Annotated in this window: 18 protein-coding genes; 3 read left to right on the top strand and 15 right to left on the bottom strand. The window is 39.5% G+C overall.

Annotation, left to right across the window (positions count from 1 at the left end; all coding sequences use genetic code 11):
• Positions 1-2 precede the first annotated feature (2 nt).
• Positions 3-1,451, bottom strand: a complete 1,449-nt coding sequence (gene purF / locus BLS20_RS06125) for an amidophosphoribosyltransferase (RefSeq protein ID WP_090173316.1) — start codon at positions 1,449-1,451, stop codon at positions 3-5.
• A gap of 291 nt (positions 1,452-1,742) precedes the next feature.
• Between purF and BLS20_RS06120 the strand changes: the two genes are divergently transcribed.
• Positions 1,743-2,078: a PilZ domain-containing protein gene (locus BLS20_RS06120; protein WP_090173314.1), complete on the top strand. Its 336-nt coding sequence runs from the start codon at positions 1,743-1,745 to the stop codon at positions 2,076-2,078.
• A 49-nt stretch (positions 2,079-2,127) separates the two neighbouring features.
• Here the strand turns inward: BLS20_RS06120 and gpmI are convergent, their stop codons facing one another.
• From gpmI to gap, 5 genes are all read right to left on the bottom strand, one after another.
• On the bottom strand, positions 2,128-3,669 hold the full coding sequence (gpmI, locus tag BLS20_RS06115) for a 2,3-bisphosphoglycerate-independent phosphoglycerate mutase (protein ID WP_090173312.1): 1,542 nt from the start codon (positions 3,667-3,669) through the stop codon (positions 2,128-2,130).
• Positions 3,670-3,692: 23 nt separating this feature from the next.
• Entirely contained in the window at positions 3,693-5,126 is a 1,434-nt protein-coding gene (locus BLS20_RS06110; protein WP_090173309.1) for a CapA family protein, read from the bottom strand.
• A gap of 68 nt (positions 5,127-5,194) precedes the next feature.
• Positions 5,195-5,947: a triose-phosphate isomerase gene (gene tpiA, locus BLS20_RS06105; protein ID WP_090173307.1), complete on the bottom strand. Its 753-nt coding sequence runs from the start codon at positions 5,945-5,947 to the stop codon at positions 5,195-5,197.
• A gap of 13 nt (positions 5,948-5,960) precedes the next feature.
• Positions 5,961-7,166 carry a phosphoglycerate kinase gene (locus BLS20_RS06100; protein WP_090173305.1) on the bottom strand — a complete coding sequence of 402 codons (1,206 nt, stop codon included), beginning with the start codon at positions 7,164-7,166 and terminating at the stop codon, positions 5,961-5,963.
• 71 nt (positions 7,167-7,237) lie between these two features.
• On the bottom strand, positions 7,238-8,263 hold the full coding sequence (gene gap / locus BLS20_RS06095; protein ID WP_090173303.1) for a type I glyceraldehyde-3-phosphate dehydrogenase: 1,026 nt from the start codon (positions 8,261-8,263) through the stop codon (positions 7,238-7,240).
• A gap of 273 nt (positions 8,264-8,536) precedes the next feature.
• On the opposite strand from gap, the gene BLS20_RS06090 reads away from it, so the two are divergent.
• Positions 8,537-9,340, top strand: coding sequence for a histidinol-phosphatase HisJ family protein (locus BLS20_RS06090; RefSeq protein ID WP_090173301.1), 804 nt, complete (start codon positions 8,537-8,539; stop codon positions 9,338-9,340).
• Positions 9,341-9,518: 178 nt separating this feature from the next.
• Here BLS20_RS06090 and hemW read toward each other — a convergent pair whose 3' ends face one another.
• Positions 9,519-10,670 carry a radical SAM family heme chaperone HemW gene (gene hemW / locus BLS20_RS06085; protein ID WP_090173299.1) on the bottom strand — a complete coding sequence of 384 codons (1,152 nt, stop codon included), beginning with the start codon at positions 10,668-10,670 and terminating at the stop codon, positions 9,519-9,521.
• Between the two features lie 3 nt (positions 10,671-10,673).
• Positions 10,674-12,482 carry a translation elongation factor 4 gene (lepA, locus tag BLS20_RS06080; RefSeq protein ID WP_090173297.1) on the bottom strand — a complete coding sequence of 603 codons (1,809 nt, stop codon included), beginning with the start codon at positions 12,480-12,482 and terminating at the stop codon, positions 10,674-10,676.
• Positions 12,483-12,682: 200 nt separating this feature from the next.
• Here lepA and rpsT point away from each other — a divergent pair, with 200 nt between their 5' ends.
• Positions 12,683-12,946: a 30S ribosomal protein S20 gene (gene rpsT, locus BLS20_RS06075; RefSeq protein ID WP_090173296.1), complete on the top strand. Its 264-nt coding sequence runs from the start codon at positions 12,683-12,685 to the stop codon at positions 12,944-12,946.
• Between the two features lie 65 nt (positions 12,947-13,011).
• On the opposite strand, the gene holA is transcribed toward rpsT, so the two are convergent.
• The 7 genes from holA to BLS20_RS06040 form a co-directional block, all read right to left on the bottom strand.
• Positions 13,012-14,007 (bottom strand): DNA polymerase III subunit delta, encoded by a 996-nt coding sequence (gene holA, locus BLS20_RS06070; RefSeq protein ID WP_090173294.1) that lies wholly within the window; start codon positions 14,005-14,007, stop codon positions 13,012-13,014.
• Positions 13,992-15,563 carry an O-antigen ligase family protein gene (locus BLS20_RS06065; RefSeq protein ID WP_090173292.1) on the bottom strand — a complete coding sequence of 524 codons (1,572 nt, stop codon included), beginning with the start codon at positions 15,561-15,563 and terminating at the stop codon, positions 13,992-13,994. Before BLS20_RS06065 ends, holA begins: the two co-directional genes overlap by 16 nt.
• A 392-nt stretch (positions 15,564-15,955) precedes the next feature.
• On the bottom strand, positions 15,956-16,603 hold the full coding sequence (locus tag BLS20_RS06060) for a thiamine diphosphokinase (protein ID WP_090173290.1): 648 nt from the start codon (positions 16,601-16,603) through the stop codon (positions 15,956-15,958).
• Positions 16,604-16,612: 9 nt separating this feature from the next.
• A complete protein-coding gene (gene rpe, locus BLS20_RS06055) occupies positions 16,613-17,269 on the bottom strand; it encodes a ribulose-phosphate 3-epimerase (protein ID WP_090173288.1) in 657 nt (218 codons plus the stop codon).
• Positions 17,270-17,286: 17 nt separating this feature from the next.
• On the bottom strand, positions 17,287-18,165 hold the full coding sequence (gene rsgA / locus BLS20_RS06050) for a ribosome small subunit-dependent GTPase A (RefSeq protein ID WP_090173286.1): 879 nt from the start codon (positions 18,163-18,165) through the stop codon (positions 17,287-17,289).
• A 1-nt stretch (position 18,166) separates the two neighbouring features.
• A complete protein-coding gene (gene pknB, locus BLS20_RS06045; protein ID WP_090173284.1) occupies positions 18,167-20,176 on the bottom strand; it encodes a Stk1 family PASTA domain-containing Ser/Thr kinase in 2,010 nt (669 codons plus the stop codon).
• Between the two features lie 13 nt (positions 20,177-20,189).
• A complete protein-coding gene (locus BLS20_RS06040; RefSeq protein ID WP_090173282.1) occupies positions 20,190-20,921 on the bottom strand; it encodes a Stp1/IreP family PP2C-type Ser/Thr phosphatase in 732 nt (243 codons plus the stop codon).
• Between the last annotated feature and the right edge of the window lie 18 nt (positions 20,922-20,939).

Here is a 20,939-nt window from a genome sequence, read left to right as displayed (position 1 = left end):
TCCTATCTGTCAAATTCTCCACGAATATCTTCTTTTGGCGGGTCTAATGGATACTTTCCGGTAAAGCATCCTTTGCAAATGGATAAACCACCTACAAGTTCTTCTAATCGCTCAACTTTTAGATAACCGAGCGAGTCAGCCTGTATAATCTGTCTGATTTCTTCCACCGTTCTATTATATGCTATTAACTGTTCTCTCTCCGGAATATCCGTTCCAAAATAGCAAGGCCACAAAAATGGCGGCGATGAGATTCTTACATGCACCTCTTTAGCACCTGCTTCTTTTAACATATTGACAATGCGATCCGAAGTCGTTCCTCTTACTATCGAATCATCAATCATGACAACTCTCTTCCCGGCTACAGCTTCTTTTAATACATTTAACTTAATCCGTACAGCCGATTCTCTCGAACTTTGTTGCGGTTTGATAAAAGTACGACCAACATAGCCGTTTTTTATAAAGGCAGTGCCGTATGGAATATTTGACTGCATTGCATAACCCAGTGCTGCAGCATTACCGGACTCCGGTACCCCAACGACCAAATCCGCATCCACCGGACTGTCTATTGCAAGAAACTTTCCTGCCAGAATTCTGGAATTATATACGCTTATCCCATCAATATGACTATCCGGTCTTGCAAAATAAATATATTCAAATATACAACGTGCCTGTTCCTTTGCTTGTAAACACATCGTTCTATCAGATGCAATTCCATCTGCAGTAATCGTCACAACTTCACCAGGCTCAACATCTCTTACAAACTCTGCATCAAGCGTTTCGAGTGCACACGTTTCCGATGTAATAATATATGCATTATCTCTCTTACCGATTACAAGCGGTTTAAATCCAAACGGATCTCTAGCTCCGATTAATTTTCTCGGACTTGCAACGACTAAAGAATATGCACCTTTTATCTTCTGACAGGCTTCTAATACCGCTTCCTGCACGGATTTTGTCTTAAGTCGTTCCCTTGCAATATGATAAGCAATCACTTCTGAATCAATCGTAGTCTGAAAGATTGCCCCCGTATAAGCCAAGTCGTTTCTTAACTCATTCGCATTAATCAAATTGCCATTATGAGCCAGCGCCAATGTTCCCTTTACATAATTCAATACAAGCGGCTGGGCATTCTCTCTTGTTGATGCGCCGGCTGTGGAATACCGCACATGGCCAACTCCGAGATTTCCATGAAGTTTCGCAAGATTCTCATGTGTGAAAACCTCATTAACCAATCCCATTCCTTTAAAAGAGTCAACCTTTCCTTTCGGTCCTTCCGTATCACATACTGCAATACCACAGCTTTCCTGTCCTCGATGCTGCAATGCAAACAATCCGTAATAAATAGATGACGCAACATCTTTTCCATCAAAATCATACATCCCGAACACACCACATTCTTCATGCAGCCCGCTATCCGGTTGTTCATGACTAATTACATCGTTATATTTCATGATAATATCCTTTTTTGATTATAAATCATCTTCTTAAATCGAACAGAATTAGTATAATACATTCAATTTAACAAAGTCAATTGTATCACCTGCATCTTTATCTATGCTCCATGTAGAAATATTTTCCATATTTTAATAACATTTTGTACATAATATCTTTTAGTGTATAGGACTTTTTAACCATTTCTATTTGACTAACTCATAAAAATGCGGTATATTAGATAGGAAATCACAAGACACTTATGGTACTTATGATACATGCTCATGCTAGAATTAAGGAGTTGATAGAACATGTTTAACAAAAGAGATTACGAAAGATTGCCGATCTCATTATCTTTGAGTATCTGCGATTTATATGGTCAGGATAATATTAAGATTTCAAATCTGGATGCACCAATTACTGTGAATGATATCTCCGAAACAGGTATTGGCTTTATTTCAGAATGTGTCTTACCGGAAAATTATTATTTTAATGCACGGCTTGATTTCACATTAAGCGAAACACCGATTATCACTGTCGTTAAAATCATACGAAGTGAAGCTATTGATAATGAACACTTTCAGTACGGCGGCGAATTTGAGAATTCACCGATTGACATTTATGATATTTTAGCACGTTACGCATAATGCATAACGTGCTATTTTTTTCATGCGCACCTACATCGGGTGACACTATTTATAGTTTCTTCAACAGCGAATGCCCCGTCATTTCCTTTGGCTGTTCCATTCCCATCATCGCAATCAGAGTTGGAACAATATCTGCAAGGCGTCCACCTTCTTCTAATCCATATCCACTCTTATAGTTAATAAGGACAAATGGAACCGGATTAATCGTATGCGCCGTAAAACTTTCCTTTGTATCAGGATCTATGAGTTGTTCTGCATTTCCATGATCAGCACATAAAAACATCTGACCATCTACGCTCATAAGCGCATCATATGCTTTTCCCACACATTCATCCACTGCTTCTACGGCTTTTACAGCAGCCTCAATCACTCCCGTATGTCCAACCATATCCGGATTGGCAAAATTAATAATAATTACATCGTATTTTTGTGATGTTATCGCCTCGCACAAACGATCGCATACTTCATACGCACTCATCTGCGGTTGCAAATCATAGGTGGCAACCTTCGGTGAATTAACCAAAATACGATCTTCACCTTCATTTGGTTTTTCCACGCCTCCGTTAAAGAAAAATGTTACATGTGCATATTTTTCTGTTTCTGCGATTCTGGCCTGTTTAAGACCATGCTTTGCAAGATATTCCCCAAAAGTTTCTTTTAATTTAACTTTCTTAAAAGCAATTGATTTATTTGGAATTGTAACATCATACTCTGTAAAGCATACATATTTTACATCCAGTCGTTTGCCGCGTTCAAAACCATCAAAATCGTCTGCGCAAAAGACTCTTGTTATCTGTCTTGCCCGATCCGGTCTGAAGTTGTAGAAAATAACCGCATCTGAATCTTTGATTGTAGCAATCGGTTCCCCGCCATTCGTTATGACAATCGGCTCAACAAACTCATCTGTAATATCCTTTGCATAAGAATCCAAAACAGCTTTTACCGGATCTGTTGCTTCCTGTCCGATTCCTTTTGTCAGCATATCATATGCCTTTTGAACCCGTTCCCATCTGTTATCACGATCCATCGCATAATAACGTCCACATATAGATGCGATTTCACCAACGCCAATTTCTTTTATCTTCTCTTGCAATTCTTTTACATATCCTTCGCCGGACGTCGGTGCCGTATCGCGACCATCCAAAAAGCAATGAATATATACTTTTTTAACGTCTTCTCGTTTCGCCATTTCCAAAAGTCCATATAGATGAGTATTATGTGAATGCACACCACCATCAGATAATAAACCGTATAAATGTATGGCACTATCGTTCTTCTTTACATGGTCAAACGCTGCTTTTAGTTCTTCATTTATAAAGAAGTCCCCATCCTCAATTTCTTTTGTAATTCTTGTAAGTTCCTGATATACAATTCTGCCGGCTCCCATATTCATGTGTCCTACCTCAGAATTTCCCATCTGACCGTCCGGTAATCCAACAGCTAAACCACTGGCATTTCCTTTTGCCCACGGATATTTTTTCATCAATCCATCAATATTGGGTGTATTTGCCGCATATACAGCATTTCCCTCTGTTTTATCATTCAATCCAAAACCATCCAAAATCATAAGCACGGTTGGTTTCTTTGCCATAACATATTCCTCCGTAAATATATTTAATTTTGATTAACACTACCATCTGACTCAATCGTCACACCAGTCGAAATAGCATTCATGTGCGAAATTACTTTCGCCTTTTTTTCGCCTTTCACCATCTTCGTAACACAATTCTTTTGTTCACAGGCAATAAAATTAAATTCACTTAGCCCATCTGCATCAAATACAACCTGTGCAATTCCTGTCATCTTAGTCTCATTTGAAAACCAAAAGTCGCCAAGTGAATAGATAACCGGCACATCATCTATGTATTGAATCCCCTGCAGGCAATGTGTATGTCCGCCTATAATCACATCAGCTCCGGCCTCTACAAATTGCATCGCCAAGGATTGCTGATCAGCCCCGTATGCCGAAGTGTGCTCGGTTCCCCAATGAACATAAACGATCACATAATCAGCATTCTTTTTTGCCTTCTTTATGTACTCTACAAACAAAGTTGGATTGAGACATTTGAGTACCCCCGGTGATCTTGAAGTTGCTTCCTTTGTATATTTTGCGGTACGTTCAATCTGCGTAGCCGAACAAATTGCATACTTCTTTCCATTTGCAACAAAATATACAGGTTCCGAAGCATCGTTTAGATTTCTACCGGCTCCTACATAAGGTAAATTCATCTTCTCCATGGTATTTAGCGTATCTATAAATCCTCGCTTTCCATAATCATAAACGTGATTATTCGCAAGATTCACAATATCAACACCCATTTGAAGAAAATAATTAGCACTTTTGGGATTCGATCGAAAATGATACGCCTTTCCCGAAACAGCAGTTCCCCTTGTGCTAAAACATGACTCTGCATTCACCATCATAATATCTGCCGACTGCATTTCATTTAACAATTTTTTCGAAAAACAAGTAGTAATGTCTCCATCATTCGCATCCAAATAATCTTTTGTAGCCGAATACACTTCGCTTTCAGCATCTTCCGTAAAGGATATATCGCCTGCAAAATCAAATACTACTTCGTTTGAACTATTCGTATCTTTTATATATACATTTTCCTGAGAAGACATGTATAACCCCGTATCTTCACAATACAGACTCCAAAGCGCATGAATGGATGCACCGGTCATTTCTTCCCATACTGCTGCGGTTATTTTCTCGCCGGATGTAAATTCCTGTGCAAGATCAACGATTACCGATTTTCCATAATTAGCATATACCCACAACAAAAACGAATCATCTATCGGATATCCCTTCAAAGATTTCTTCGTTGCATGATCTAAAATCAAATCAATTTGTGCATTCAGGTCAATACCATCAAACACGTCTTCCTTATCTAATCTTGCATTTACCTGTTTACTGATTCGATCAGCTGCTTTTGTTTCTTCAGCAGACATTGTATCCCCACTTAGCAATGCTGCTCCACCACTAACACCACAGACAATCAGGCCGCAGATTACGACCATTGTCAGTATCCATTTTTTGTTCATCTTCACCCATTGGAAAAGGGCAATCCAATTATCCGGTTGCCCTTTTTAACTACCTTCATTCCTATTATTTACTTATCATAATGAACAATCTTACCAAAGTCCGGCTTTAAAGATGCTCCTCCGACAAGTCCACCATCAATATCAGGCTGCGCAAACAATTCCGCTGCATTTGCAGCATTTACCGATCCACCATACTGGATTCTCATCTCATCTGCCACAGATTGATTATAAAGCTGAGCAACGCACTCACGAATTGCTCCGCAAACTTCCTGTGCCTGACTTGTTGTTGCCGTCTTTCCTGTTCCGATTGCCCAGATTGGTTCATAAGCAATCACAACCTGCTTTGCCTGTTCTTCTGACACTCCCAAAAGTGCAATTTTAATCTGCTGACGAATCCAATCGAGCGTAATACCTTGTTCACGCTGCTTTAAAGTCTCACCGCAGCAAATAATCGGCTTTAATCCATGTTCAAATGCCTTTAATACTTTCTTATTTACGGTTTCATTCGTTTCTGCAAAATATTCTCTTCTTTCTGAATGACCCAGAATTACATATTCTACTCCAACATCTGTAAGCATATCCGGTGCAATTTCTCCGGTGTATGCTCCGCTTTCTTCAAAATACATATTTTCAGCGCCAACTTTAATATTTGACCCTTTCACTGCTTCTAATACCGGAATAATATCAATCGCCGGAACACAAAATACCACGTCAACATCATCACTTTGTACAAGCGGTTTTAATGTATTTACTAATTCTACTGCCTGTGATGGTGTTTTATTCATTTTCCAATTTCCTGCTACAATTTTTCTTCTTGCCATGTTTTTGTCTCCTTTATTTATCATTTGCTGCTGCAATTCCCGGAAGTTCAATACCTTCAAGGAATTCAAGCGATGCTCCGCCACCCGTGGAAATATGAGACATCTTATCTCCGAAGCCAAGCTGATTCACAGCTGCCGCAGAATCTCCGCCTCCAATAATGGTTGTTGCATTCGTATCTGCAAGAGCCTTAGCTACCGCAATCGTTCCCTTCGCCAAGGTCGGATTTTCAAAGACTCCCATAGGTCCGTTCCAAACAACTGTTTTCGCTTCTGCCGCTGCCTGTGCATATAACTCAGCAGTCTTAGGACCGATATCCAATCCCATTTGATCTGCCTCAATTGCATCAGATGCTACTGCTTTCACATCAATTGGTTTATCAATTGGATCAGGGAAAGACTTTGCAACCACTGTATCAATTGGAAGAAGAAGCTTCTTGCCAAGTTTTTCAGCTTTTTCAAGCATTTCCTTACAATAATCAATCTTCTCTTCATCCACAAGAGAAGTTCCTGTTTCATAACCCTTTGCTTTCATAAAGGTATAAGCCATACCGCCACCAATAATCAGGATATCGCATTTTTCTAACAGATTAGAAATAACCCCTAGTTTATCCGCAACCTTTGCACCTCCCAAAATTGCAACAAACGGACGCTTTGGTGAATTTACTGCATTTCCAAGAAAGTCAATTTCCTTTTGCATAAGATATCCTACCGCTGCTACCGGTGCCAGTGCAGCTACACCAACATTCGAACAATGCGCTCTATGCGCTGTTCCAAATGCATCATTTACAAACACATCACAGATGGAAGCCAAATCTTTACTAAAGGCTTCCCCATTCTTGGTCTCTTCTGCGCGATATCTTGTATTTTCCAGCAAAATCACATCGCCATCTTTCATTGCATCAATGCACGCCTTAGCGTTTTCCCCTACGACCGCATCATCTGCTGCAAATTTAACTTCCTGTCCTAATAGTTCGGAAAGTCTTTTTGCAACCGGAGCGAGTGAAAGAGAAGGAACGGCTTCTCCCTTCGGTTTGCCAAGATGTGAGCAAAGTATAACTTTTCCTCCATCTTTGACAAGCTTTTGAATGGTTGGCAATGCAGCAACAAGACGATTCTCATCCGTAATCACACCATCTTTAAGCGGCACATTAAAGTCACAACGGCACAATACCCGTTTTCCTTTTACTTCTATATCATCAATTGTTAATTTGTTAAGCATAATATCCTCCTTCACCTAATGTGAAACAATAAAGGCCCGGCCCTCTTTAGGCCGGACCCAAAATTCTGTCCTTATTTTAATTCTGAGAAATACTTAATTGTACGAACCATCTGGCTTGTATAACTATTCTCATTGTCATACCAGGAAACAACCTGTACCTGTGTATAATCTGTTCCCTCGATTGGAGATACCATAGTCTGAGTTGCATCAAATAATGAGCCATATCTCATTCCTACAATATCACTAGATACGATTAATTCATCATTGTATCCATAAGATTCATTAGCTGCCGCCTTCATAGCATCATTAACCTGTTCTACGGTAACTTTACCTTTCACAACAGCTATCAGAATTGTTGTAGAACCTGTTGGTGTAGGAACTCGTTGTGCTGAACCGATTAATTTGCCATTTAATTCAGGAATTACAAGACCGATTGCCTTAGCAGCTCCTGTTGAGTTTGGTACGATATTCACTGCAGCTGCACGTGAACGACGAAGATCACCCTTTCTTTGTGGTCCATCAAGAGTCATCTGATCTCCTGTATATGCATGAATCGTACTCATAATACCACTTTGAATTGGTGCTAAATCATTTAATGCTTTAGCCATTGGTGCGAGGCAGTTGGTTGTACATGATGCAGCTGAAATTACTGTATCATCAGCCTTTAATGTCTCGTGATTTACATTGTAAACGATTGTTGGAAGGTCGTTTCCTGCAGGTGCTGAAATAACTACTTTTCTTGCTCCTGCTTTGATATGAGCAGATGCCTTTTCTTTTGATGTATAGAATCCTGTACACTCAAGAACAACATCTACTTTCAGATCTCCCCATGGAAGATTAGAAGCATCGCTTTCTGCATAGATTTTGATTGTTTTTCCATCAACTGTAATAGAATCTTCACCTGCAGATACTTTATCTTTGTCTTCAAAGCTAACATATCTTCCCTGTGAAGAGTCATATTTCAATAAATGCGCAAGCATCTTAGGACTTGTCAAATCATTGATAGCCACCACTTCATAACCTTCTGCTCCGAACATCTGTCTGAAAGCCAGACGTCCAATACGTCCAAATCCGTTAATCGCTACTCTCACTGCCATATTATTGTCCTCCATTTTCGAAAAAAAAATTGTACTTTGCCTTGTTAGCACAAATACTCATATCCATTTTAGCGAATTCACCTGCAAAATTCAACTTATTAGACTTTACTTTTTGATTATTTTTGACTTTATTGGATTCGTGTAATATATTTAACTCTGTCAAGGAACATGCTTTCACCAGGTCAAACGCTGCACTTTTTATTTCAAGAATGCGTCACGCTTCTAGCTGCTGTTCTTAAGACAAATATTTAACAGATTTCAGGAGGCTTTTATATGCTTTACGATTGCCATATGCACACACGGTTTTCCGGAGATTCTACTGCTCCTGTTCACGATATGCTAAAAAGTGCCAAAATCAAATCTTTAAGCGGGCTTTGCTTTACCGATCATCTTGATCTTGACTATCCCGGTGAAGAACATGATTTGTTTTTACTTGATTTAGAATCTTATGTTCCATACATGCAACGATTAAAAGCTGAATCTGATTGCCATTTTCATATCGGACTGGGCATCGAACTTGGACTTCAGCCACATCTTGCCGACACCTTGCAAGATATTGTCAGTCAATATCCATTTGACTTTGTCATTGGTTCTTCTCACGTTGCGCATCATGTGGATCCTTACTATCCGCAATACTATGAAGGTCGTACAGAACGAGAAGCTTACGAAGAATACTTTGAAGCAACGCTTGAGAATATCAATGCCTTTTCGAACTTCGATGTCTATGGGCATATTGATTATGTCGTGCGTTATGGTCCTAATAAAGATACGAATTTTTCTTATCAATCCTATTCCGACCATATCGACGCCATCTTAAAGAAATTGATTGAACTAGGTAAGGGTATCGAAATCAACACCGGCGGTTATCGAAGCGGCCTAAAACATCCCAATCCCAGAGAGGATATCCTGCTTCGCTATCGCGAATTAGGCGGAGAGATTCTAACGCTTGGTGCAGATGCTCACACGCCCCAAGACATTGCCTATCGCTTTGAAGAATTACCAAAGTTATTAACCAGTCTGGGATTTACATACTTTACGGTTTTCAAAGAACGAAAACCCTGTTTTTATCCATTATAAAAAGACCGTCCTTAAAGAGCTAATTGATTTATCTAACTTTAAGGCGGTCTTTTGTCAAGACTCGCTCGCGAGTCTTGCGCGCCGGATTCGGGTCTGCTTCAGCAGACAAATTCCTGTCCGAATCCGTGCGCATCCTCGCGGAACGTTTAACTCAGTCGGAGCTTGTACTCCGACTGAGTTATATGTACTTTGCCATACAATAATTGGCAAGATCAAAACCTTTTGGTGTAAAAAAAAGATATTTATCATTTTCCGCAAGAAGACCTTCTTTTTTTAGTTTTTCATTAATTGATCCATATACTTTTTCGATTGAACAGCCATATTCTTCTTCAAATTTCTTTTTTGATACGCCCCGCGTTAAACGCAGGCCCAAAATCATCGTCTCGCTCATTTCCTCTTCGAAACTAAGCTTTTGTTCTTCTTGGTCATCTTCATAAATATCTTCCAAATATTCCCGGATTTTTGATGTGTTTTTCCATCTGCATTTGTCAAAGAAAGAAGCAGCCCCTAATCCAAATCCCAAATATTCTTGTCGAATCCAATATCCCAGGTTATGTCTGCATTGCGCACCGGGCTTGGCATAATTCGATATTTCATATCGCTTAAAACCATATTTTTCGAGAATCTCTTTTGTGATTTGATACATGCTTCGTTCGGTATCTTCATCCGGCAATTCTCTCGGCTGCTCGCCGTCTTGCTGAAGCTTTAGATCTTCTTGATAGCGCTCATAAAATGCCGTTCCTTCTTCTATAATCAGCGAATACGCAGAAATATGCTCCACTCCCAGCTTCGCAATCTTTTCAAGCGTATCCCTCCACTGTTTTAGACTTTGCCCCGGGATTGCCATCATAAGGTCCACATTAATATTGGTAAATCCGGCCTTTTTCGCCAACTGATAACTATATAAGAACTCCTCAACCGTATGAATTCTTCCCAGCTTTTTTAGTAAACCATTCTCCGTTGACTGAAGCCCTATCGAAATCCGGTTAATTCCTGCCTTTCGATAAATTTCCAAATCTCTACCCGTTACGGTTGCAGGATTAACTTCAATTGTAATCTCCGCATCTTTCTGCACATCAAATTCTGCCTTAAGCGTCTTTAGTAATTCACAAATAAGACCAGCACCGATTGAGGACGGAGTTCCACCACCAAAGAAAATGGAAGACACCCGTCTTCCATTTCCAAGCTTAGCCTTTTGTCTGATTTCCTTTTTCAAATGATAAACATATTCTTTGTGCATCGCTGTTTCTGCTTGAAAGGATAAGAAATCACAATATAAGCATTTTTTTACACAAAATGGAATATGCACGTAAAGCATAAGCTCATTCATCTTCTAATCCTCATCCAGTTTTAACACACTCATAAATGCTTTCTGTGGAATCTCAACGCTACCAATCTGACGCATTCTCTTCTTTCCTTCTTTTTGCTTTTCAAGCAATTTCTTCTTTCGGGAAATATCGCCTCCATAACACTTTGCCAATACGTCTTTTCGTACAGCTTTTACGGTTTCTCTGGCAATAATTTTGCCACCGACAGCCGCCTGAATCGGTATTTCAAATAAATGGCGCGGAATCTCTCCTTTTAACTTCTCACACATCTTACGGCCACGCTCATAGGCACTGCCAGAAAATACAATAAAGGAAAGTGCATCTACTTCTTCTTTGTTAATTAAAATATCGAGTTTCACAAGCTCTGATTTCTCATAACCTTTAATTTCATAATCAAACGAAGCATATCCTCTCGAACGAGATTTTAATGCATCGAAGAAATCATAGATTATTTCATTAAGTGGCATGATATATTTGATCAGCGCTCGAGTCTCTTCAAGATATTCCATACTGATATAAACGCCTCTGCGCTCCTGACAAAGCTGCATTATGGCACCTACATACTCACTGGTTACCATAATTTCTGCATTTACTACCGGTTCTTCCATATAATCAATTTCCGCCGGATCAGGAAGATTGGACGGGTTGGTAAGTTCTATCATTTCTCCATTTGTTTTGTGTACTCGATATACAACTCCCGGTGCAGTCGTTACAAGATCAAGGTTATATTCTCTTTCCAATCTTTCCTGCACAATCTCGAGATGAAGAAGTCCCAAAAAACCACATCGAAAACCAAATCCAAGTGCGATGGATGTCTCCGGTTCATATTGCAATGCTGCATCATTAAGTTGTAGCTTTTCCAGAGCATCACGAAGATCCGGATATTTTGCTCCATCTGCCGGATACAACCCACAATAAACCATTGGATTAACCTTCTTGTATCCCGGTAGTGCTTGCGGACAAGGACGCGAAGCTAGCGTAATGGTGTCACCCACTCTAGTATCCGCAACATTTTTCAAACTTGCTGTAATATATCCAACCATACCTGCGCTTAATTCCTCACACGAAATAAACTGTCCCGCTCCGAAATAACCAAGTTCCACAACGTCTGCCTGCGCTTTTGTTGCCATCATTTGAATCCGATCTCCCGGACGCACGGTTCCATCCATAATACGACAAAATACAATCACACCTTTGTAAGAATCATACAAAGAATCAAAAATCAGTGCTTTAAGCGGTTGCTCTGCATCCCCTGTTGGAGCCGGAATCTTCTGTACAATAGCTTCAAGAACCTGATCCACATTCAATCCGGTCTTAGCGGAAATCTGAGGTGCATCCTGTGCTTCAATGCCAATCACATCTTCAATTTCATCAATCACACGCTGTGGCTCTGCACTTGGAAGGTCAACTTTATTGATTACCGGAAACACATCCAGATCATGGTCTAGTGCCAGATACACATTTGCCATTGTCTGTGCTTCAATTCCCTGCGCAGCATCAACAACGAGAATAGCACCATCACAGGCTGCCAAAGCGCGCGAAACCTCATAGTTAAAATCCACATGTCCCGGAGTATCAATAAGGTTAAATATATATTCCTGGCCATCATTCGCTTTATAAATAGTTCTAACAGCCTGGCTTTTGATTGTTATTCCACGTTCTCTTTCCAAATCCATATTATCAAGAACCTGCTCTTGCATTTCTCTTTCTGTCAAAAGCCCGGTTCTTTCAATAATGCGGTCAGCCAATGTCGATTTTCCATGATCGATATGCGCAATAATACAAAAATTTCGAATCTTACTTTGATCTATCATATTGTCCTCATTCTTCTGTCTTTCATTTATTTGCTCTACTAGTATAACAATCCGATTTTTTTTTGTAAAGAAATTTGCTTTTATATATTGACAGTATAATTAATATTTCCTATAATATTTGAGTATGTTTACATTAGAACGTCCGTGTCCGGCTTTAATGTAATCGTTTTAATTATTCATAAGACGAGGAGGTGCACACATTGGCTAACATTAAATCAGCAAAGAAGAGAATTCTTGTAACACAGACTAAGACCGAGAGAAATAAATCTATCAGATCCAAAGTTAAGACTTCAATCAAGAAAGTTGAGACTGCTGTAGCTGCTAAGAATGCTGAAGAAGCAAAGGCTGCTTTGCCTGCTGCTATTTCAGAAATCAACAAGGCTACAACAAAGGGAATTTATCATAAAAACAATGCTGCTAGAAAAGTATCCCGCTTAACAAAGGCTGTAAACAGCATTGCTTAATAATTTCTAAGAATTATAAAAAACCATCGATCCCGTCATGTCGATGGTTTTTTTATTGCTCCAAATCACGCACAAGCATGTTCTATCATAAGTTCTACAATCACCTGATCGCTTAAACGTCCGCTTTTGCTTTCTTCTTCAAGATATGCACAGTACTCTAGATTATCAAACAATTGTTCCGGCGTAAATCTTTTCGCTAATTTCAAATTCTTTTGGATCATAAAATCCCGATACTTAAGCTGTTGTGCCATACGTTTTACTGCAAGCCCTTCTTTCTCCATCTGACGCACCTGCCATAACAGTTTAAATTGCCAATTAATGCGAGATAGTACACCAATTGGGCTTTCCTTTAATTCCAATAATTCCATATATAATGCCACTGCTTTTTTCTTATCCTTAACCACAATTGCTTCAAGCATTAAAAACACATGCTCGGTTGTGATTCCGCTACAGATTTCATTTACATCCTCTTTTGTAATCACATCCTTCTTTAGGCAGTAGCATATCAGCTTTTCCAGTTCTGTATCCATTTTTTCCATATTGCCATCGTTTTTTTCCAAAAACAATTGCAAAGCCGCGCGCTCCATATTCTTCCCGGAAGCTTTCACACGCCCGCCAATCCAGCGAATCAAAATCTCCTGTCCCGGAGTCTCGAACAAAACACTGTCGCCAACTTCCAAGACCCGTTTATATAATTTGTTTCGTTTATCTACTTCCTCTTCTACAAACAAGATAATCAGATGATCTGGTATTTCCTTGATATAATCAGCCATTTTATCATTTGCAGACTTAAACATGCCGCTATTTTCGATCACAATTAATCTCTTATCCGCAAAAAAAGGTAACGTTTCAGCCTGGTCGATAATCTGACCAACCAGCAGGTTCTTTCCTTCATAATAATTCAAATTCATATCTTCCTTATCATCAAATAAAGAAGAGATAAACTTTTCTTTATACTGTCTGCGAAGATAAGTTTCTTCTCCATAAAAAAGATATACCTTTTTAAATTCGCCGCTTTTTATAACACGGTCTATTTCTGTCATTTTTACATCTTTTGCCATATTTTTTCTCCAGATTTAGAAATCTTTCCGGTAATCAACGCTAATATAATAAACGCCAGAGGTTCAATATAAATATGTGTATTATTTACAGCCCCCTGCGCCAAAAATCCTCCGATAAAACAGATTCCTATAAAAGCGGTTTCATTTCCTCGGATTGATTGTTTCACAAAATTCTTTAGAAGCATAAATAAAAAACCAAAATACGAAACCACCCCAACAATTCCTGTCGTAATCAGATACTGCAAAAATTCATTATGCGCATCCACAAGGGTTGCAGAAAAATAATCCGCTACGTTCGTATGATCGTATGTCTCAAATGCTTGATAGGACATACCGCATCCCATACCAAAAATCTTATGAACCAGTGGCATATTGGCAAATGTATTGATACAAGCACGCCAAATACGACCTCTATTCGTCCCCCAGGAATCTGTAAAATACAAAAATTTCTTAAACACGCCAAGATGATACTTAGCCTCGATTGGATTCCATATCCGCACGCTCACAATCAGCATCACAATATAAAATGCCACCACACAAACAACCACAATAACCATAACAAGCGCGATTGGTTTCGGTATGGTCTCTTTTTGCTTCATTTTCATAACAACGCATATTATCACCAAAATAATCATTGCTACCAAAACAACTTCCATCACATGATGCCGAAAAATAAAACGAAGCACGCCATCTTTTTTCCACGCCATTTGCCCTCTTACATTCCTCAACAAGCAATCAAGAAGCCAAGCGCAGCTTAAGATTATCCCATTGTACGCCCACTTTAATAATTTCGAATAAGTTTTAAGACATCTATATAATGTAATGGCCAAGACTGCTCCAAGCACCAAATACACACTATCTGAATTTGTCGCCGCCATCGCCATATATCCCAAAAAGAGAAAAACGCCAAGAAAACGTCTATCCCTTTTTTTCTTAGCAAACAAAAACAACGGAATTGCAACTGCAAGCATTAACGACGCATACGCTGCCATGGTATTACGATTCCCCAAAGTCGAGATAAAAGAACTCTTTCGATTATCAAATGTCTCACAAAGCCCCAAAGGATTAAATCCAAGGTGATTAAAAATGGCGATTACAAATATAAAAGCGGCAGCTATCCCAATGATATAGTACGCATACTTCCTTAAAAAAGCTAACTCTCGAACAACAAAGAAGCATAAAACCATCAAAACAAGCATTGCATAACCTACATATCTGCAATCCGTTCCCCAAAAAGCAGCTCCTTTTAGCGGCGCACATAGCCACGAAATCGTAAGCGCAATCAAAAATAACAACCCACATCCGGTTATCCTATCAACGTTCTTCTTTTGATAATGGTTTCGTTTCAGTGATTTTTCAAAATAACGAAACAAGACAGCCAAAACCAAATATAAAGGTACCGCAATAAAAAAGAAGATTGCCTTTCCCTGCAAAATCTTCTCATATCCCTGCCATTCAATTAACGGATACACCGCTAACATCCCAATCAGGAAAATTTCTGTCATAATCTTCGTCCATGTTAACTTTTCATTTCGTCTTATCTGTTGCTTATTCATCCGTTTTACTCTAGCATATCCCCTTTATTTTTTCCAGTACAAAAGAGCGGCATACTTAAACGTATGTCGCTCCTATAAAGAAACTATAAAAAATAGAGATAACCTTTCATCAACAGTCGTTCTCACAAGTAAGAACAACTACCAAATTATCCAAAAATCCCACATCCTGATACTGTCACAAAAACAAAAGCTACCATTAATACCGCAAAAAACTTAATTCCAACTGATCTACTCATAAACTAATCCTCCTTGATTTCGACTCCTACAATTGCCTGTCGACAAAGCAACTGTATAGTTAAGATTTTAGTACCCATTCCCCTAGTTGTCAAGACTAAAGTACTATATATTACGAAACCAAAGTCGGTTTTTTTTATCTCATCCCTTTTACCAAATCAGTCACAAGTTTCCATCAGATACGCTTTCCCTTCTTCAATTTCAATTTCCACAACATCTTCTAGCATCTGATTACTAACTCCTCTTGAGATGAATCCTTCCAAAGTAATCTGTTGAACATCATACATAGAGCCGCGAATCGTAAGTCCTTTCAGACTATTTTCGTATGGGATAATAGAAAAATAAGTTCCAAACATATCATTTTTATGCAAAACGGTCTTTCCTTCCGCAATCATCCGTATACGATTCGCCTTGTCAACCAGATAAATCTCTGCTCCTTTATCCAGTCCCAGTCCAAGATTCTTCATTGTTCCAAGAAGATGATCCACTCTTCCTCCTGTTGCGCCCAGAAGGTGTATCTTCTTAGCTCCCATCTCCAAGGCTTTTAAAATGGCAAGTTCTGTATCCGTCTCATCCTTAACAGAAGGATATGTCAAGATGCGATCCGGCATGGTCTCACGGTAATGCGAAAGAATCTTAGATGGTATAGAATCAAAATCTCCCATAATCAAATCCGGCTTTTTTCCTGTTTCATAGAAAAACAAGAGTCCCTTATCTGCCGCAATCATACAGTCAAATGACTCATCCAGATAGGACAGTATAAAATTATTATCAAGTATTCCTCCGCTAATTATTGCCGCTTTCACATTTTCTCCTTAATCCTGGTTCATAAGTTTCAAAAATTCTGTAACATTCTTCGTGACATCGTCTTTAAACACAGCAGAACCAGCCACTATCATATTCGCTCCTGCACCAATCACTTCAAGAACATTCGTGGTCTTAATACCGCCATCTACTTCAAGCATAATATCCGGATTTACCTCATCGCACATCTTACGAAGTTCTTTAATCTTCTTTGTCGAATACGGAATATACTTTTGTCCGCCAAATCCCGGATTTACAGACATTACCAAAACAAGGTCCAAATCTTCCAAGACATACCGCAAAACTTCAAGCGGTGTAGACGGATTCAGGGCAACACCTGCTTTTAAACCACATTCGTGGATATGCTGAATCGTTCGATCAAGATGCTTACATGCCTCCGCATGAACCGTTATAATATCCGCTCCAGCATCGGCAAATTCCTTAATATAACGATCCGGCTCTTCGATCATAAGATGTACATCAAATGGAATCTTTGATACTTTTCGAATGGATGCGATAACGGGTAATCCAAACGAAATACTAGGTACGAACATCCCATCCATAACATCTATATGTGCATAATGAGCCCCTGCCTGCTCAATAAGCTGTACCTGCTCTCCTAATTTAGCAAAATCCGCTGCTAATAGCGATGGTGATAAATAATTCATATTAGCCTCCAAATCCCTTAATATCTCTTACGACTTTTTATTTCCTCATACATAACTTTGTATTCTTCATAACGCTCCACCGAAAACAACTCCTGTTCCAGCGCAGCCTTTACCGCGCAATCCGGCTCTGACACATGGGCACACCCCGTAAACCGGCACTTTCCAATATGTGGTAAAAATTCCGGAAAACAAGACTCTAAAGCTTCTTTTTCCATATCCGGAACCGCCAGATTACTAAATCCCGGCGTGTCGAAAATATAGGTATCCTCTTCAATGTGAATCAACTGAGCATGACGCGTCGTATGGCGCCCTCTTTTAATCTTTTCACTGATTTCTCCGGTCTCCATCTGAGCCTTAGGCGCAATAAGATTGACCAGGGAAGACTTCCCGACACCCGAAGGTCCTGCGACCGTTGTCGTACGATTGCGAAGAATTTCCATCATCTCATCTATGCCTTCTTCTTTTTTAGCACTGGTAAAAATGATTTTATATCCGGTTCCTTTAAAATATTGCTCATATAAGCATCGTTCCTCCCGTGTGATAAGGTCCGCCTTATTAAAGCATATAACCGATGGAACATCAGCATATTCCATACGAACTAAAAACGTGTTAAGCAGATGATAGTTTACATCCGGATTTTGAGCTGCAAAAATAACAAGTGCCTGATCAATATTGGCAACCGCCGGTCGAATCAACGCATTCTTTCTTGGAAGAATTTCCTCCACATTTCCGGTCATCTGATCTTCATCAATGATACTGATTTCTACAACATCACCCACAAGTGGTTTGATTTTGTCTTTTCGGAATATTCCCTTTGCTTTACATTCATAAACACCGGCTCCCACTACATGAACATAGTAGAAGCCGGCAATTCCTTTTACAATCTTACCTTGCATATTAATCCTTCGTAAATGTAACACTTTCTGTCTGCGTACTCGTTGATCCATCCTCTAATATCCATTCTATAACCAACTTACCTTTCTTAGAAGAAGTAATATCAGATACGGAAATAGAATATCCACTTGAACCGAATTTTGAAGCCGAAACACCATTCCAGGATGAAAGGACATTTCCACTATTATCATAAAGTGTAATATTTGCAGACTTTACTTCATTGTCTGAAGATTCCGGCAAAGTAATCTTCGTACTAAAGGAATACGTAACCGTCTCAGGTCCTAAGCTAACTACAATGGATACACTTGTTCCGGAATCAACATATTTACCGGATGCTACTCCCTGCGAAATTACTTTTCCTTTTGCAACAGAATCCGAATACTCAGAAGTTACATTTCCCAATTTAAGGCCGGCACTTTCAAGTGCTGCCTTTGCTTTTTTCTTTGTTTTTCCTGTCACATCCGGCACTTGAACCGTTTCCACACCTTGCGATATTGTAATGGTTATCGTATCGCCTTCCTTCACAGAGCTGCCTGCAGCAGGATCCGTTGAAATTACTTTTCCTGATTCAACGCTGTCAGAGTATTCATATTCTCTGGTATATTTAAGTCCTTTATCTTCTAGTGTATTAATTGCCGAAGACTCTTCATATCCTGTCACGTCCGGCACTGAAATCTCTCCTGCTCCGGAACTAAGCGTTACGGTTACGGTAGAACCTTTAGAGATTTCCTCTCCTTCTTCAACATCTTGAGAAACAACATTACCTTCATCAATCGTATCCGAAGAAACCGTTCCTCCATTTTTTATTGTAAGACCAAGTTCCTCTAATGCATCTTCTGCTGCATCATAAGACATGTCAGTCAAATCTATCATCGTAACTTTTTCATTCTCCTGCTCAACCGCAGTAGTTGTATCCTCATCATCAGAGCTTCCAAAATTCAACCCACCGGCAAGTTTAGCAATAATCAAAATCACTACAATGACAATAATAATCGCCGCAACAATCCCAAGAATTGTCATCAGTTTCTCCATCCTCGGATTGATAGCGCCATCCTCATCTTCTTCCTCATTCTCTGCGTCCGTTAGCTCTGTATCGGTTTGATCAGCTTCTTCTTGAATCTGGCGCAGTTCATCTTCGGTAATAACTCTTGTCTTATCATTATCAAGAGGAACCATCGTAACAAAATCTTCGTTTGGTGAAATAAGAACTTTCTTAAGATCTACAAGCAAATCAGCCATTGACTCATATCTTCTGTCAGCGCTCTTTTGCGTACATTTTAAAATTACTTTTTCAATACTGATCGGAAGATCCGGCGCATAAGCACTTGGACTGACCATATCTTCCTGCAAATGTTGAATTGCTACAGCAACCGTAGTATCCCCATCAAACGGTACTCGGCCTGTAACCATCTCATACATTACAATACCAAGTGAATAAACATCACTCTTTCCATCAACAAATCCATTGCGTGCCTGCTCAGGTGAAGAATAATGCACCGATCCCATAACATCCGAATTAATCGTATTTGCAGAAGCCGCCCTCGCAATTCCGAAATCCGTAACCTTTACTTTACCTTCCGTCGAAATAATAATATTCTGCGGCTTAATATCACGATGAATGATATTTTTATTATGTGCAGCCTCAATTCCACGGCCCACCTGAATTGCTATACTGACAGCTTCCTTATAAGTCAGCTGTCCCTTCTTTTCAATATATGTCTTAAGGGTAATCCCCTCCACATACTCCATCACAATATAATGAAGGCCATTCTCACTTCCAACATCATAAATATTTACAATATTTGGATGTTCAAGCCCTGCTGCTGACTGCGCCTCACTTCGAAATTTCGTAACAAAATTCACGTCATCTGCGAATTCATCCTTAAGCACCTTCACTGCAACATTTCTTCCAAGTGAATGATCTTTTGCTTTATAAACATCCGACATTCCGCCGGTTCCTATTTTTCCAATGACTTCATATCTGTCTGCCAAAAATGTTCCCACATTTAACATAATTTACACCTCTTTACGCAAATGGATCAACCAGGATAACGGAGATATTATCAGCTCCACCATTATCATTTGCCATTTGCACTAATTGTTCCACCCTTAACTCAATTGAAATCTTCCGATTGTATACAACCTGCTGTATCTCTTCTTCTTTCAACATATTGCTAAGTCCATCCGAGCACAATAAAAGGAGATTTCCTTCCTTAAGTTCTAAGTCAAAGAAATCTACATCCAATTCATCCTGCACTCCTACTGCTCTTGTAATTATATTTTTTCTAGGATGTTCTTTCATATCGGCACTCGTAATTTCACCCTTGTTCACCATTTCCTGAACAAGTGAATGGTCCTCTGTCACTTGACTGATTCCATTCGAACGAATGATGTACATCCTGCTGTCACCAACGTTAAAAACGGTAGCTTTCGCACCGTCACATACAACACCTACCAGTGTTGTCCCCATGCCCTGCATCTTCTGATCGGACTTGGCCACATCTAAAATCGTCTGATTTGCCTGATAAGCTGCGTTTCTAATCTGTTCTTTAATCGATTCCTTACCGCCTCGCATTAATTGCGCTATCATAACCTCCACCGTCTTTTGTGAAGCATATTCACCAGCATTATGACCGCCCATCCCATCAGCAACCACGCAAAGATTCGGAAGGTTCCCTACCGGATTTTCTGACACAAAAATAAAATCCTGATTCATATCACGATTCTGTCCAATGTCCGTCCTAGCTGCCACTTTCATAGTCAGTACCTTCCCTTT

The organism is Eubacterium oxidoreducens (genome assembly GCF_900104415.1).
GTDB classification, from domain to species: Bacteria; Bacillota; Clostridia; order Lachnospirales; family Lachnospiraceae; genus Eubacterium_C; species Eubacterium_C oxidoreducens.
Note: the sequence above shows the minus strand (reverse complement) of the source record. Positions and strands in the feature narration are given on the sequence as shown.